Below are 13,754 nucleotides of genomic sequence, written 5' to 3'. Positions count from 1 at the left end.
CATCAGAACACGGCGAGATATTTCAACAACGAAATAATGCCGATAATAATGACGATCACCTGTGCGATCTGTTTGGCGCCGCCGCCAACGGGCAGTCGCGCGATGAGCCACAAGACAAGCACAATCACCAGGAAGGTGATCAGAATGCTGACGAGCGTAGATGTAACCATATGTCCCAGCTCCCTATTGAAATTCGATATTCAACGATGGTTCACCGTTGCGTGAGTAAAAAGGCGCCAGCCAGTATTTTGTTCCATGTGATCGATTGCGCGCGATTAAATTAGGATTTTCTGAATGACCGAGAGCGTGAGGATGAAATCGAGGCCGGTCGGCGCTTCCGTCAGCGTGGGGCGGCTTGGCCGTCCTCATGTGTCGTCGGTCACCGGTGGCGCTCTGGACATCGTCACGGGGATTTCGGAGCCAGGGTTTAACCCAATCGATCTTTTATACTCCTCGCTGGCCGCGTGCCTGGCGCTCAGCGTCCGCATCGCAGCCAGCGGCTTGGGACTGCTCGATCTGTTCGAGGGTGTTCGTGTTGATGTCTCCGGCGAGAAATCGGCTGATGAACCCTATCGCATCATCCGCTTCGACATTCGGATGGAGATCGCCGGAAGCTTCAACGCGGCGGAGCGACTGGCGCTTGCGCACAGGGCGGAGGATATCTGCACCGTCAGCAACACGCTGAAGGGCGATGCGGAATTTGTGCTGTCGATTACCAGCTGACGGTTACGGCTTCCTCGACTTTTCCCATTTCTTCACCAGCCGGTCGCGTTTCAGCTTCGAAAGCCGCTTCACCCAGAAAATGCCGTCAAGCTGGTCAATCTCGTGCTGAATGCAGATGGCGTGAAATCCCTCGACGGCCTGACGGTGCTCCGTGCCGTCGATGTCCTGAAACCTCACTTCGATCTTGGATGGCCGCTCCACTTCGTCCGTGAAGCCCGGCATCGAGACGCTGCCCTCCACATGTCGCATGGTCTGCGTGGCGCGGCCGATGATTTCGGGATTGACGTAGGTAAGGACGGTCCCCGGCGTCAGTTCCAACACAAAAACACGCTGCTTCACGCCGATATGGGCGGCGGTGATGCCGACACCCGGGGCGGCGCGCATCGTGTCGATCAGGTCGCTGACAAGATCCTGCAATTGCCCGTCAAACACCGTGACCGGCTCGCAGATTTCCGACAAGCCGGGATGCGGATAGGGCAGGATAGGCCTGGTTGCCAAGGAAATGCTCCGTTCGTTTCAAATCCGGGCGGCGGCGGCGAGCGCCTTTCCCTCCGCTGTCGCTTCCAGGAAGCTGCGCTGGGTGCGGGCATGGCGTCTCGTTATCTGCACGAAGCGCGGTGACAGACCGGCGATTTCGCGCAGAACGAGGGCATGTGCAAGACCCAGCCTGTTGGCAATGCCGCGGCTGTCGGTGGCTATATTGAGGTCGACCGCAATCAGTATCGCCGCGCCGGTGGATGTGAGCAAGGGCTGCGATCGCTCTTGAACCCGTGCCACCGCGGCCATGAAGGCATCAGCGGACTGTTCCTCATTCATCAGGAGGCATCCGGGCGCAGGCGGACGGACACGAGCACGGATTTAGACGTCGGTGTAAAACTGTCTTTGCCATAGCTCGACAGCGGCACCAGCACATTCAGTTCCGGATAATAACCGCCGATGCTGCCCCGCGGAATATTGTAGGGCACCAGCCGGAAATTCTGTGCGATGCGTTCGACCCCATCGCCATATTCGCCAACGACATCGACACGCTGGCGGGAATGGGCGCCGAGCGCTTGCATATCCGCCGGGTTCATGAAGATGACGTGGCGTTCGCCATAAACGCCACGATAGCGGTCGTCCATGCCGTAGATCGTGGTGTTGTATTGATCGTGGCTGCGGAAGGTCTGCAGGACGAAAAGGTTCTCGCGCGTGAGCGCCTGCTGGTGTTCGGTCTGCTCGGGCAGGGGGCCGCTGAAAAAGATCGCCTTTTTCGCCGGTGTGTTCCATTGCCGTTCCGCAGCCCTATTGGGCAGACGGAAGCCGCGCGGCACGCGAACGCGTTCGTTGAAATTCTCGAAGCCGGGAATGACCCGCTCGATCATGTCGCGGATAAGATCGTAATCATCAGCGAGCGCTTTCCAGTTCACAGGCCCGCTGCCCAGCGTCGCTTCTGCGATGCCGGCGATGATGGCGACTTCCGAGCGCAGCTCGTCCGACGCCGGGGGATTGATGCCGCCGGAGCCGTGCACCATGCTCATGGAATCCTCGACCGTGACGATCTGCGCCCGGCCTGCCGAATTGCGGTCGATCTCGGTTCGCCCCAGGCAAGGCAGCACGAACGAGGTTTCGCCCGGCACGAGATGCGAATGATTGAGCTTGGTGGCGATGTTGACGGTGAGCTTCTGATTTTCGAATGCCTTGATAATAAGCGGGCTATCGGGCGTGGCGCGCAGGAAATTACCCCCGAGCGCAATGAAGGCTTGCGCCTTGCCCTCAAGCATGGCCGCCACAGCCTCCACCGTATTGTGGCCGGGCTTGCGCGGCATGGTAACGCCGAGTTCCTTTTCCAGCGCATCGAGAAGTGCGGGCGGTGCTTTTTCATCGATGCCGACGGTGCGGTCGCCCTGAACGTTGGAATGACCGCGCACGGGGCAAAGGCCCGCACCGGGACGACCGACATTGCCGCGCAGCAACATGAAATTGGTGATCTCGCGCACGATGACGACCGAGTGACGATGCTGAGTGACGCCCATGGCCCATGTCGCGATGACGGAGCCGGCCTTCATGTAGATGTGGGCGGCTTCTTCGATCTCCTCGCGGGTGAGGCCGGACTGGTCGAGAATGGTCTCCCAGCTCGTCGCTTCGACGGCGGCACGGTAGGCCTCGAACTCCGCTGCATGTTCGGCGATGAAGTCGTAGTCGATGATGGCGGGTTCGCCCGCCGCCCTTGCGGCGTCGTCAGCGGCGAAGACCGCCTTGCTCATGCCGCGCACCGCCGCCATGTCGCCGCCCTGGCGCGGCTGGTAATAATTGGTGGCAATCTTCGTGCTGCCGCCACTGATCATCTCGATCTTGTCCTGCGGGTCTGCAAAGCGCTCCAGCCCCTTTTCGCGAATGGGATTGAAGACGGCGATCCGGGCGCCGCGCAGGGCAGCGCGGCGCAGGTCGCCCAGCATGCGCGGATGATTGGTGCCAGGGTTTTGCCCGATCACGAAAATCGCGTCGGCCTTTTCAAAGTCCTCGAGCAGCACCGTTCCTTTGCCGACACCGATCGATGCGTTCAATCCGACACCGCTTGCCTCGTGGCACATGTTGGAGCAGTCGGGGAAATTATTGGTGCCGTAAAGCCGCACCATTAGCTGATAAAGGAAAGCCGCCTCGTTGGAAGCGCGGCCGGACGTATAGAATTCAGCCCGGTTCGGGTTGTCGAGACCGTTGAGGATGCTGCCGATTTCGGTAAAGGCCTCGTCCCACGATACGGGCAGGTATTTGTCGCTCATCCGGTCATAGCGCATGGGATGGGTGAGACGCCCCTGTTTTTCCAACTCGTAATCGGACCAGCCGCGCAGTTCGGAGACGGTGTGGCTGGCGAAGAACGCCGGCGGCACGCGGGCTTCGGTCGCTTCCCAGGATACCGCCTTGACGCCGTTTTCACAGAACTCGAAAGAGGAGCCGTGTTCCGGATCGCCCCAGGCGCAACCGGGACAGTCAAAACCATCCGGCTGATTGGTCTTCAACAGGGTGCGGACGCCCGAGATCGGTGCCCCGGATTCCAGAAGGCGCTTGCCGACGCTTTTAAGTGCGCCCCAACCGCCTGCGGCGGACGATGCCTTGCCGATGAAACCCGTCTTGCTCATGGTTTGCCACCCCGAAACTGACTTTCCGCGTCCGGTCGGCGCGGTTTGTCCTTTGTCAAAAATATCTTCAGAAGCGCCCATCCGCATCGGCTGTCAACGCCTTTGTTGTGCGTTGCGGTAAAACCAGCGTCATGGCTCTCAACCTTGGCTGCGGAACGGCGTAAAGGGTGCGGGCGTTGTCGTAAAACAAGCGGCACGGATCGGCTATTCATGCTTATAAGCCGCACTCCGCCCGATCCTGCCGGAGAGGCGAAGAGGAATGACGAATGGAATTTTCGCGACACGCGCGAAGCTTAGGTATTTGCAGCTATCCGGTTGTTGACAATATGCTTTTTAACGCCATTCTGCCTTCGAATCCGAGCATTGCGGCATTTGAATACAAGGGGACGCCTGATGACAGACCGTGACGACGACGCTGTCGCGCCCGATGAATTGAAGCCGTCGGATGCCCCGTCGGATATTTATGCCGAAGATGGCTCGGTGCGTTCCGATTTTCTGACGATGGTGGGTGCGGCAATCGCCGATCGCGACCTCTTGTTCCTGCGCAAGAATGTGGCGCGACTGCATGAATCCGAACTCGGAGACCTGCTTGAATCCATTCTCCCGGAACAGCGCCACGCGCTTGTGCGGCTGCTCGGTTCCGATTTTGATATGACGGCGCTGACCGAGGTGGATGAAGGTATCCGCCTCGATATCGTCGATCAGATGTCGAACGAGCAGATCGCTGCCGGTATCGGCGAACTCGATTCGGACGACGCCGTCTACATTCTTGAAGACCTCGACGACGAGGATCGTAAGGACATTCTCTCGCAGCTGCCCTTCACCGAGCGCGTGCGGTTGATGCGGGCGCTGGACTATCCTGAGAGCTCGGCCGGTCGGCGCATGCAGACGGAATTCGTCGCCGTGCCGCCATTCTGGACTGTCGGGCAGACTATTGATTATCTGCGAGAGGAGGAGGAACTCCCGGATTCCTTCACCCAGATTTTTGTCATCGATCCCACTTTCAAGCTGGTCGGCGCGCTCGATCTCGACAAGGTGCTGCGGGCCAAGCGCCAGGTGAAGATCGAAACGATCATGCATGAGACAAACCATTCCATTCCAGCCGAAATGGACCAGGAAGAGGCAGCGCAGCTCTTCGAGCAATACGACCTTCTGTCCGCCGCCGTGGTGGACAATAACGGCCGGCTGGTCGGCGTGCTGACCATCGATGACGTGGTCGACGTCATCCAGGAGGAGGCCGAGGAAGACCTTCTGCGTCTCGGCGGTGTGGGTGACGAAGAGTTGTCGGACTCCATCGCCAGCACGTCGCGTTCCCGCGTTCCGTGGCTCGCCGTCAATCTCATCACTGCCTTTCTGTCCGCTTCCGTCATCAGCCTGTTCGATGCGACGATCCAGCAGATCGTCGCGCTGGCGATCCTGATGCCTGCGGTTGCCGGCATGGGCGGCAACGCCGGATCGCAGACCATGACGGTATCGGTGCGCGCGCTCGCCACCAAAAGCCTCGATATCAACAATGCCGCCCGCATCATCCGGCGCGAGGCGGGGGTGGGCATTCTGAACGGCATGCTGTTCGGCTGCGCCATCGGCGTTGTCGCGGCGCTATGGTTTCAGGACATCCATATTGGGGGCATCATCGCCACGGCCATGTGTCTCAACATGCTCGCGGCGGCCCTGGCGGGAATTCTCATTCCGCTCGTCCTCGACAAGTTCGGAGCTGACCCTGCCGTCTCATCCGCCGTCTTCGTAACGGCGGTGACGGACATTGTCGGGTTTTTTGCCTTCCTGGGAATAGCGACCTGGTGGTACGGAATTTCGGGATAGGCGAGGGCTGCCATAAAATTGACTTTTACGTGAAGGTCAAATAATAATGATCCGGTTAGGAATCGGATAGGCCCGTGAACAAATATTATAGCATAACCGAACTGACCCGAGAATTCGGTGTTTCCACCCGCACACTCAGATTTTATGAGGATGAAGGGTTGATCCATCCTGAGCGGCGCGGGCGCACCAGGCTTTTCCGTGCAGCGGACCGCCGCCTCATTCAGGAAATCCTGCGCGGTCGCCGTATCGGTTTCACGATAGCCGAAATCCGCGAGATCATTCAGGTCTACAAGGAGCCGCCGGGGGAATCGGGCCAGCTTGTGCTCCTGATGAAGAAGGTCGATGAAAAGCGCGCCGATCTTCGGCAGAAGCGCAAGGATATCGAGGAGACGCTGGCGGAGCTCGACAATGTCGAAGAAGCCTGTCTGACGCGTCTTGCCGAAATCGGCGTTGGGACCTGAGCACTGCTTTTTAGTGGTATCGGATATTCCGTTGACGTAACTGTCGTGAACGGCTCCAAGACTCTCCGCTTTACTTCATATGAAACGAGCGGGTTCGGCTTGCCCCGCCGACGAGAATGTCGCGGCAGCGGGATGTGGGACATGATCTCGATTTATCACCGACGTTCGCCCCCTGATCCGACCCTTCGGGCCACCTTCTCCCCGGAAAGGGGGAGGAAAGACGGCGACCGCTGACGCTCTGGCTGCCTGCGCTACTGCGCCTCAACAGTGCACTGCTGTGCCACTTCGCTGACCTTCGTCTGCTGATCCGCGGTCAGCTTGCCTTCCATCATGATGTCAAAAAGGCTTTCCGCCTGGAGCTTCTCCAGCGTGCAGCCGCAGAAGCGCTGGCACAGCTCCAGCCCGTTCGCCTGTTCGACGCAGCTTTTTTCGCAGCTTGATTTGTATAGTTCGACCTGATCGACAGGCGGGGGTGGGGCGACGAGCGACAGGGTGTAAACAAGCCCGATTAATACTGGCTGGTGGATGAGATAGAAGGCAAGGCTGTGACGGCCGGCGCTTGCAAGAAGGTTGCGAGGTGAACTCGGGCTTCGAAAGCGGTCGAGCCAGCCGCGCGGCGTGACGAATTGCGAGACCGCAAGCCCGGCGAGGAACGGCGCAAGCCAGGGCAGCAGCGGGACATAATCATTCGAACGGGGTGGCTGGGTGGAAAAGCCGATCCAGGCCAGCCATTTTGCATTGAACAGTTCGGATTGCAGATATTGCGGCAGTATAAAAGCAATCACAGCGAAAAGCAGTGTCACGGCTGCGGGTGCCCTGAGGAACAACAGTCCCACGAGGCTTGCGGCGGCAATATTATGCAGTATGCCGAAGAAGATGAAGCTGTCCGGAAAGGCAAAATAGGTGGCGATGGTGATGAGCAGCGCCGAACCGGCCACCATGGCGAAACGCTTGCCGAAGGATGGCCAGTTCACGCCCTTTCCGTGGGCGAGAAACAGGCTGAAACCCGCAAGGAACAGAAATGACGTGGCGATGCCGCGTGCGTAAAGCTTCCAGAGGCCCGTGGTTGCCGTGCCTGGCTCGAGATAACCGAAATATTCCAGATTCCACGTGAAGTGGTAGGACGCCATGGCGATGAGGGCCAGCCCGCGGAGCGTGTCGAGGCCGCCTATGCGGCCTTTACGGCGGTTTTCGTCGGCAACTGTGTTTGTGTCCATGGTTTCCGTTTTTCAGCTTTCGGTAAGGCCGGTGTCTTGCTCGGCTTGGCCCTTGAAGTGCGGCTATTTCAAGGCCTGTTTTCTTCCATGATGGCGCGTCGCGCCTCGGAAAAGAACTGGCGGCGCAAGAGCGCGACAATGATGATGACCGTGCTGGCGATGAAGACATAGGGGCTGATGAACCAGCCGAGATAACCGATGGACAGAAAGATGGTCCGCAGGCCGTCATTGAAGTTCTTGGCGGCGATGATGTTCATCTTGATGACGTTCTCGGCCGCGCGTTCCGCCGCCTCGCGGTCGGCGCCGACGTCGTGCACCATGGGAATGGCGCCGAAGAGGATGGTGCAGTAGTTGAACAGCCGGTAGGACCAGCCGAATTTGAAGAAGGAGTAACCGAAGAGACAGGTGAGCCCGATGACCTTCAGTTCAAAAGCCGTGCGACCGGCATAATGCACGAAAGGCATGTCGCGAAACACCGACTCGACCTGCTCGGTCGCCCCCAGAAGGGCAAAACATCCGCCGATGGCGAAGATGGAGGTGGAAGCGAAAAAGGCGGTTCCGTTCTGCAGGCCGGCCATGATCTGCGTGTCGATCATCTTCAGGTCGCGCTTCAGCGAATTCATGATCCAGTCGCGACGGCGCTCGGCCATGGCCTGGTTGAGGCTGGCGCGCGAAAACAGCCTCGTTCCCGTCGTCACATGGGTGTAGGCGGCCCATAGAAGGATGAAAACGACAATCGCGATATAGTCGATGACGGTCATTACGGGCAGGCCACCTTGCTGTTTGCGAATCTTCGAAACCATATTGATTTGAAGGCCATGGCAAGGCAATGGCGGCGGCTGACGTCGCTCCCATATTCTCTTTTGGCGTTGCGGTTTCATCATTCGGTTTAACGCTAACTTTCCGGTAACCAAGTCGCTTTATCAGTCCTGTCGCGGACGACAGGTCTGCCGGTTCCGGGTTAAGGTTTTGCGTACCGGTTCCGCCTGGTTTTTCACCAACGGCAGGGACGGATTGACAGGATGGACGTTCGCACCTAGCTTTTCTTCCGGACCGGTGTTTCCGGTATCCGGAGCATCAAGACTGATATGCCCTGCATCCTGCAGGCAGGTCTTGTTTTTTCCGGCCCGGTATCAGCGGCAGTCCGGCGTGAGCAACCGGGGGACGCCTTTTCTACGAATCGTTCCCTTCATGTCCGCCTGTCACTGGCTCGCGACCCGGCGAAGATGCCGGTCCGTTTATTCTCTCCCTTCAGGTTTCCCATGACAGATAATAACCGCTCCGTTTTCATTCTTGGCGGCGCGCGCTCCGGCAAATCGCGTTTTGCGGAAGAACTTGCCATAAAGGCGGGCGGAAACCTGCATTATCTGGCCACCGGCCGGGCTTGGGATGACGAGATGCGTGACCGGATCGCCCATCATCAGGCGCGGCGTGGCGGCGAATGGACCACCCATGAAGCGCCCGTCGATATCGTCGCCATGCTGGAGCGGCTGGACCGGCCGGACAATGTCGTTCTCGTCGATTGCCTCACTTTGTGGCTTACCAATCTGATGATGGAAAATGCGGATTTCGATGCTGCCTTCGCGGCACTTGAGGCGGCGATCCTGTCGGCTCGGGCGAAGCTGATTTTCGTTTCCAATGAAGTCGGTCTCGGCATCGTGCCGGAAAATCGCATGGCGCGGGAATTCCGGGATCATGCGGGGCGGCTGCATCAGCGAATCGCCGCCATTGCCGGTGAGGTCTTTTTCGTCGCCGCCGGGTTGCCCCTGAAAATGAAGGGCTGAAGCGGCACCCGCGAAAGTGCGGTCGACATCGCCGTATCCTTGTTTATAGGCAAATTTCCCCTGCAAATGCGAGCCGCATTTTGGCGAGGCTGCGGCAGCTTTGCTTTCTTGATCTGGATCAAGGTCGCTTCCCATTCCCGGTGGCAATGCTCCAACCGACGCAAAGGCGCACGTCCGCTCTCCCAGGCGCATGCAGTGCCTTTCGTCGGTCGGCTTGCACGTTGGGGGAAACCAACAATGAACTACACACTGGAAACCGCGATCGTGGCCCTTGGGGCCTTTCTCGCGTTGCTCGGGGCGGCATTCGCCCATGACAGTCTTTTCGCCGCCCATATGTGGGTGCTGTTCTTTACGCTGCTGGTCAGCACGGTGCTTCTGTTGCGCCGTGTCTCCTTTGCGCCCGTCGATCCGGCCGCGCGGGCCCGGCGCAAGTCGGAATATTTCGACGGAGTCGTACGATACGGTGTCATCGCCACCGTCTTCTGGGGCGTCGTCGGCTTCCTGGTCGGCGTCGTGGTGGCGCTGCAGCTTGCTTTTCCGGATCTCAACATCGCACCCTATTTCAATTTCGGCCGTGTAAGGCCGCTGCACACGTCGGCGGTGATCTTCGCTTTCGGGGGAAATGCGCTGATTGCCACCTCATTCTACGTGGTGCAGAGAACCTGTCGGGCGCGCCTGTTCGGCGGCGATCTCGGCTGGTTCGTGTTCTGGGGCTACAACCTCTTCATCGTCATGGCCGCCACCGGCTATCTGCTCGGCATAACGCAGGGACGCGAATATGCGGAGCCGGAATGGTATGTCGATATCTGGCTGACGATCGTCTGGGTTGCCTATCTCATCACGTTCCTCGGCACGATCCTGACACGCAAGGAGCCACATATCTATGTGGCGAACTGGTTCTACCTGAGCTTCATCGTGACGATTGCCATGCTGCACATCGTCAACAACCTCGCCATTCCCGTCTCTTTTCTCGGCGTCAAGAGCTACTCCGCCTTTTCGGGCGTACAGGACGCGTTGACGCAATGGTGGTATGGCCATAACGCCGTCGGCTTCTTCCTGACGGCCGGCTTCCTCGGCATGATGTATTACTTCATTCCGAAGCAGGTGAACCGCCCGGTCTATTCCTACCGCCTGTCGATCATCCACTTCTGGGCGCTGATCTTCATGTATATCTGGGCAGGCCCGCACCACCTGCATTACACGGCACTTCCGGACTGGGCGCAGACGCTTGGCATGGTGTTCTCGATCATGCTGTGGATGCCATCTTGGGGCGGCATGATCAACGGCCTGATGACGCTTTCGGGCGCCTGGGACAAGATCCGTACCGATCCCATCGTGCGCATGATGGTGATGGCGGTTGCCTTCTATGGCATGGCCACCTTCGAAGGCCCGATGATGTCGATCAAGGCCGTCAACTCGCTCAGCCACTATACCGACTGGACCATCGGCCATGTGCATTCGGGCGCGCTCGGCTGGAACGGCATGATCACCTTCGGCGCGATCTATTATCTGACGCCCAAGCTGTGGGGCAGGGACCGTCTTTACAGCCTGCAACTCGTGAACTGGCACTTCTGGCTCGCCACGCTCGGCATCGTCATCTACGCCGCCGTCATGTGGGTGGCCGGCATCCAGCAGGCGCTGATGTGGCGCGAATATGATAGCCAGGGCTTCCTTGTCTATTCCTTCGCGGAATCGGTGGCAGCGCTGTTCCCCTATTATGTGATGCGTGCACTGGGCGGCCTGATGTTCCTCAGCGGCGCGCTGATCATGGCCTACAACGTCACCATGACCATCCTCGGTCATCAACGCGAGGAGGGCGCCAGCAAAGGCGCGGCTCCTTCGCTGCAGCCTGCTGAATAGGAGGGGCCGATGTCCATACTCGACAAACACGGCGTCATCGAACGTAACGCCACCCTGCTTCTGGTCGGCTCGCTGCTGGTGGTCTCGATCGGCGGTATCGTGGAAATCGCACCGCTCTTCTACCTCGAAAACACCATCGAGAAGGTGGAAGGCATGCGGCCCTACACGCCGCTGGAGCTGGCCGGGCGCAACATCTACATTCGCGAGGGATGTTATGTCTGCCACAGCCAGATGATCCGTCCGTTCCGCGACGAGGTGGAACGTTACGGGCATTACAGCCTGGCGGCGGAATCCATGTACGACCATCCTTTTCAGTGGGGTTCCAAGCGCACCGGGCCGGACCTGGCGCGCGTGGGTGACCGTTACTCGAACGAATGGCATGTGCAGCATCTGGCCGATCCACGCTCGGTGGTGCCGGAATCGATCATGCCGTCCTACGCTTTCCTCAAGACGACGGCACTCAAGGTGACGGATGTCGACATGGAACTGAAGGCAAACCGGGCGGTCGGCGTTCCCTATAGCGACGAGATGATCGAAAAGGCCAGTGCGGACATGAAGGCGCAGGCTGACCCGAATGCCGATACGAGCGAGCTTTTGGCGCGCTATCCCAAGGCCAAGGTCGGCGACTTCGATGGCGATCCGGCGAAGCTTACCGAAATGGATGCGCTGGTCGCTTATCTCCAGATGCTCGGCACGCTGGTCGATTTCTCGACCTATGACGATGCCGCCGGTTACCGGTGAGGAGGCGGAACGATGGAAACCTACACGGCCATGCGCCACTTCGCCGATAGCTGGGGCCTGCTTGCCATGACCCTGTTCTTCGCCGGCGTCGTCATCTTCACGCTTCGCCCAGGCTCGAAAAGGGCCGCGGACGATGCGGCCAGCATTCCGCTCAGGGAGGACTGAACATGTCCGAAAAACACATCGATAAAATCAGTGGCGTCGAAACCACCGGCCACGAGTGGGACGGTATTCGCGAATTGAACAACCCCATGCCTCGCTGGTGGGTGTGGACATTCTACGCCACGATTGTCTGGGCCATCGGCTACACCATCGCTTTTCCGGCATGGCCGCTGATTTCAGGTGCAACCCAGGGCGTCCTCGGCTGGAACAGCCGTGCCGAAATCGCCGCGGACCTGGCCGATGCCAGACAGTCTCAGAGCATCTATGTCGACAAGATCGCCAATTCGTCGCTTGCCGACATCCAGGCGGACCCGACGCTGATGCAATTTGCCCTTTCGGGCGGTGCTGCCGCTTTCAAGGTCAATTGCATTCAGTGTCACGGTTCTGGCGCGGAGGGCGGGCAGGGTTATCCCAACCTCAATGACGACGACTGGATGTGGGGCGGCAGCGTCGATGACATCTATACGACGGTGAAGCACGGCATCCGCTTTCAGGATGATCCAGACACACGTGCTTCGGAAATGCCGGCCTTTGGCGATATACTGCAGCCGGATGAAATTCGTCAGGTTGCCGCTTATGTGTTCAGCCTCACGGGAACGCCTTCCAACCCGGTGCTGGTGGAACCCGGAAGGCAGCTGTTTGCCGACAATTGTGCCTCTTGCCATGGGGAAGATGCCAAGGGCAACCGCGAATTCGGTGCACCCAATCTTGCCGACGCCATCTGGCTGAAATCTCATGGCGAGGAGGGGATCGTTTCGCAGATACGCTCTCCCAAGCATGGCGTCATGCCCGCCTGGGGTGAGCGCCTCGGTGACACGACGGTCAAGCAGCTTGCGATCTTCGTGCACTCGCTGGGCGGCGGCGAATAAGAGCGTCTGAGCAAAAGCAGGGGCCGCATCATGCGGCCCTCGACTGTTTCCATTCTTCTTCGATGATGCAGCTCGGCTGCGGGCAGAGAAAACCGGCGCTCGAGCCGCGAGGCGTCCTGCCGCTCAGGACGTGACCTTATCGAGCGAGCGTTCGATGCGCTTTGCCGCTTGCCAGAGGTCTTCCATCCTCTCGAGGCTTGCTTCCTCCAGCGTCTCGCCATTTTCGCCGAGCGACTTTTCGATGTGGTTGAAGCGCCTGCGAAATTTCGTGTTGGTGCCGCGCAGCGCGTTTTCCGGATCGGCCTTGACGTGACGGCCGATATTGACGAGGGCGAAGATCAGGTCGCCCAGTTCGTCTGAGACCTTTTCAGGCCTTCCTTCCTCCAGCGCTTCGCGCAGTTCGGCGATTTCTTCTTCGATCTTGTCGAGAATGGAGGCGGGGTCCGACCAGTCGAAACCGACACGCGCCGCCTGTTCCTGCAGTTTGAGCGCTTCGGTCAGCGCCGGCTGGCTGCGTTGCACTCCGCCGAGAAAGCCGGCCTTGAAGTCCTCCGTGATGCCCCGGCGCGCACGGCGCGCTGCGCGCTCGCGTTTTTCCTCGGCCTTGATCCGGTCCCACTGCAGCTTGACGCTGTCGGGCGTATCGGCCTCGGAGGCGGCAAAGACATGCGGGTGTCGGCGGATCATTTTCGAGGTGACGGCATGCACCACATCGCCGAAGGCAAACTCACCGCGCTCTTCGGCGATACGTGCATGAAAGACGACCTGCAACAGAAGATCGCCCAGTTCTTCGCAAAGATCGTCCATGTCCCTGCGCTCGATGGCGTCGGCGACTTCATAAGCCTCTTCAATCGTATAGGGCTTGATCGTCTCGAAGGTCTGGACGACATCCCACGGGCAACCGGTTTCCGGCTGGCGCAGGGCTTCCATGATCTCGATCAGGCGGGAAATGTCCTTCGAGGCTTCCATATGCTCAAACCTTCGCTTGTGTTTATGCCGG

General features: G+C 59.2%; 15 protein-coding genes. 8 read left to right on the top strand and 7 right to left on the bottom strand.

The window, feature by feature from the left end:
* Positions 1–2: 2 nt before the first annotated feature.
* Positions 3–170, bottom strand: coding sequence for a Thivi_2564 family membrane protein (locus tag QE453_RS16415; protein WP_003502827.1), 168 nt, complete (start codon positions 168–170; stop codon positions 3–5).
* Positions 171–294: 124 nt separating this feature from the next.
* On the opposite strand from QE453_RS16415, the gene QE453_RS16410 reads away from it, so the two are divergent.
* Positions 295–723: an OsmC family protein gene (locus QE453_RS16410; protein ID WP_309777482.1), complete on the top strand. Its 429-nt coding sequence runs from the start codon at positions 295–297 to the stop codon at positions 721–723.
* A 3-nt stretch (positions 724–726) separates the two neighbouring features.
* Here the strand turns inward: QE453_RS16410 and QE453_RS16405 are convergent, their stop codons facing one another.
* Genes QE453_RS16405 through QE453_RS16395 form a run of 3 tightly spaced genes read right to left on the bottom strand, consistent with a single transcriptional unit; the run spans position 727 to position 3,839 of the window.
* Positions 727–1,221, bottom strand: coding sequence for a peptide deformylase (locus tag QE453_RS16405; protein ID WP_037092801.1), 495 nt, complete (start codon positions 1,219–1,221; stop codon positions 727–729).
* Positions 1,222–1,239: 18 nt separating this feature from the next.
* Positions 1,240–1,539: a hypothetical protein gene (locus tag QE453_RS16400; protein WP_309777481.1), complete on the bottom strand. Its 300-nt coding sequence runs from the start codon at positions 1,537–1,539 to the stop codon at positions 1,240–1,242.
* Positions 1,539–3,839 (bottom strand): FdhF/YdeP family oxidoreductase, encoded by a 2,301-nt coding sequence (locus QE453_RS16395; RefSeq protein ID WP_309777479.1) that lies wholly within the window; start codon positions 3,837–3,839, stop codon positions 1,539–1,541. Before QE453_RS16395 ends, QE453_RS16400 begins: the two co-directional genes overlap by 1 nt.
* 393 nt (positions 3,840–4,232) lie before the next feature.
* Here QE453_RS16395 and mgtE point away from each other — a divergent pair, with 393 nt between their 5' ends.
* On the top strand, positions 4,233–5,660 hold the full coding sequence (gene mgtE / locus QE453_RS16390; RefSeq protein WP_022556183.1) for a magnesium transporter: 1,428 nt from the start codon (positions 4,233–4,235) through the stop codon (positions 5,658–5,660).
* A gap of 74 nt (positions 5,661–5,734) precedes the next feature.
* Positions 5,735–6,121 carry a MerR family DNA-binding transcriptional regulator gene (locus QE453_RS16385; RefSeq protein ID WP_004441868.1) on the top strand — a complete coding sequence of 129 codons (387 nt, stop codon included), beginning with the start codon at positions 5,735–5,737 and terminating at the stop codon, positions 6,119–6,121.
* Between the two features lie 251 nt (positions 6,122–6,372).
* Here QE453_RS16385 and QE453_RS16380 read toward each other — a convergent pair whose 3' ends face one another.
* Positions 6,373–7,338: a DUF1624 domain-containing protein gene (locus QE453_RS16380; protein WP_035208795.1), complete on the bottom strand. Its 966-nt coding sequence runs from the start codon at positions 7,336–7,338 to the stop codon at positions 6,373–6,375.
* A 68-nt stretch (positions 7,339–7,406) separates the two neighbouring features.
* Entirely contained in the window at positions 7,407–8,099 is a 693-nt protein-coding gene (locus QE453_RS16375; protein ID WP_006697428.1) for a DUF599 domain-containing protein, read from the bottom strand.
* A 501-nt stretch (positions 8,100–8,600) separates the two neighbouring features.
* Between QE453_RS16375 and cobU the strand changes: the two genes are divergently transcribed.
* From cobU to ccoP, 5 genes are all read left to right on the top strand, one after another.
* Entirely contained in the window at positions 8,601–9,122 is a 522-nt protein-coding gene (gene cobU / locus QE453_RS16370) for a bifunctional adenosylcobinamide kinase/adenosylcobinamide-phosphate guanylyltransferase (RefSeq protein ID WP_309777476.1), read from the top strand.
* 237 nt (positions 9,123–9,359) lie between these two features.
* Positions 9,360–10,982, top strand: a complete 1,623-nt coding sequence (ccoN, locus tag QE453_RS16365; protein ID WP_035208797.1) for a cytochrome-c oxidase, cbb3-type subunit I — start codon at positions 9,360–9,362, stop codon at positions 10,980–10,982.
* 9 nt (positions 10,983–10,991) lie between these two features.
* Complete coding sequence (gene ccoO / locus QE453_RS16360) at positions 10,992–11,723, top strand: cytochrome-c oxidase, cbb3-type subunit II (RefSeq protein WP_309777475.1); 732 nt, start codon at positions 10,992–10,994, stop codon at positions 11,721–11,723.
* A 12-nt stretch (positions 11,724–11,735) separates the two neighbouring features.
* Positions 11,736–11,888 (top strand): CcoQ/FixQ family Cbb3-type cytochrome c oxidase assembly chaperone, encoded by a 153-nt coding sequence (locus tag QE453_RS16355; RefSeq protein WP_004441852.1) that lies wholly within the window; start codon positions 11,736–11,738, stop codon positions 11,886–11,888.
* Positions 11,889–11,890: 2 nt separating this feature from the next.
* Positions 11,891–12,754 carry a cytochrome-c oxidase, cbb3-type subunit III gene (ccoP, locus tag QE453_RS16350; RefSeq protein WP_006697432.1) on the top strand — a complete coding sequence of 288 codons (864 nt, stop codon included), beginning with the start codon at positions 11,891–11,893 and terminating at the stop codon, positions 12,752–12,754.
* Between the two features lie 123 nt (positions 12,755–12,877).
* On the opposite strand, the gene mazG is transcribed toward ccoP, so the two are convergent.
* Positions 12,878–13,723: a nucleoside triphosphate pyrophosphohydrolase gene (gene mazG, locus QE453_RS16345; protein WP_309777474.1), complete on the bottom strand. Its 846-nt coding sequence runs from the start codon at positions 13,721–13,723 to the stop codon at positions 12,878–12,880.
* Positions 13,724–13,754: the final 31 nt, after the last annotated feature.

This window comes from Agrobacterium sp. SORGH_AS_0440 (assembly GCF_031453135.1).
GTDB lineage: Bacteria > Pseudomonadota > Alphaproteobacteria > Rhizobiales > Rhizobiaceae > Agrobacterium > Agrobacterium pusense.
The sequence above is the reverse complement of the archived record's forward strand: the minus strand, read 5'-3'. Positions and strand labels throughout refer to the sequence as shown.